Below are 1,531 nucleotides of genomic sequence, written 5' to 3' on the forward strand. Positions count from 1 at the left end.
CAGCGAGTTACCGCCCAGCTCGAAGAAGTCGTCGTCCAGGCCGACCCGCTCCACGCCGAGCACCTCGGCGAAGGTCTCGGCCACGATCTCCTGCACCGGCGTGGCGGGCGCACGGAACACCTTGGCCTCGAACACCGGCTCCGGCAGCGCCCTGCGATCGAGCTTGCCGGAGGCGTTGAGCGGGAACTCGTCCAGCACCACATAGGCCGCGGGCACCATGTACCCCGGCAGCCGCGCGCCGAGTTCGGCCTTGACCGACTCGACGTCCACCACCCGGTCCGGGTCCGTCACCAGGTACGCGACCAGCTGGTCACCGGTCCGCTCGTCGGTGCGCACCACGACCACCGCCTGCGCCACCGACTCCAGCGCCGTCAGCGCCGACTCGATCTCGCCCAGCTCGATGCGCAGACCGCGCACCTTCACCTGGAAGTCGGTGCGGCCCAAATACTCCAGCTCGCCCTTGTCGGTCCAGGCCACCAGGTCGCCGGTGCGGTACATCCGCTCGGCAGTGCCGAACGGGTTGGCCACGAAGCGCTCGGTGGTCAGATCGGGGCGGCCCACATAGCCGTGCGCCAGCTGCGCGCCCGCGAGGTACAGCTCGCCGGGCACGCCGACCGGAACCGGCCGCAGCCGCGAATCCAGCACGTACACCTGCGTGTTGAACACCGGAGCGCCGATCGGCACCGACACCGTGTCGGCCTCGGTCACCTCGTGGAAGGTGACGTCGACCGCGGCCTCGGTCGGGCCGTACAGGTTGTGCAGCCGCGCGCCGGTCAGCTCGCGCAACTTCTGCGCGGTCACCGCGGGCAGCGCCTCACCGGACGCGAAGACATTGCGCAGGCTCGTGCATTCGGCCGCGCGCTCCTCGGCGACGAACACCGACAGCATCGACGGCACGAAGTGCACCGTGGTGACCTGCTCGTCGACGATCAGCCGCGCCAGGTACGCGGGATCGCGATGCCCGTCCGGCTTCGCCACCACCAGGCGCGCGCCGACCTGCAACGGCCAGAAGAACTCCCACACCGACACGTCGAACGTCGCGGGCGTCTTCTGCAACACCACGTCATAGGCCGCCAGGCCGTACTCGGCGTGCATCCACACCAGACGGTTGACGATCGCGGCGTGCGAGACCGCCACACCCTTCGGGCGGCCGGTCGAACCGGAGGTGAAGATCACGTACGCGGTGTTGGCCGGACGCAACGGCTTGTGCCGGTCGGCGTCGGTCAGCGGCCCGTCGGAGAACTCCGACAGGTCGAGCTGATCGATGCGTACCTGCCGGGAAACCGTGGTCTCCAGGTCGGAACCGGAGGTCAGCACGCACACCGGGCGCGCGGTCTCCAGGATGTAGTCGATGCGCTCGGCCGGATGGTCCGGATCCAGCGGCACGTACGCGCCGCCCGCGGCGTTCACCGCGTACATGCCGACCACCAGGTCGATCGAGCGGCGCATGCCCAGCGCCACATACGATTCCGGGCCGACGCCGTTGACCTTGAGCCAGCGCGCCAGTTGGTGCACCCGGCGGGCGAACTCG

The 1,531-nt window shown here is 69.8% G+C and carries 1 protein-coding gene; it reads right to left on the bottom strand.

The features are described from left to right. On the bottom strand, positions 1–1,531 hold a 1,531-nt coding region (locus AB0L97_RS38615), incomplete at both ends, for an amino acid adenylation domain-containing protein (RefSeq protein WP_364440019.1).

Source organism: Nocardia sp. NPDC051911 (assembly GCF_040681035.1).
Classification (GTDB): Bacteria; Actinomycetota; Actinomycetes; order Mycobacteriales; family Mycobacteriaceae; genus Nocardia; species Nocardia sichangensis.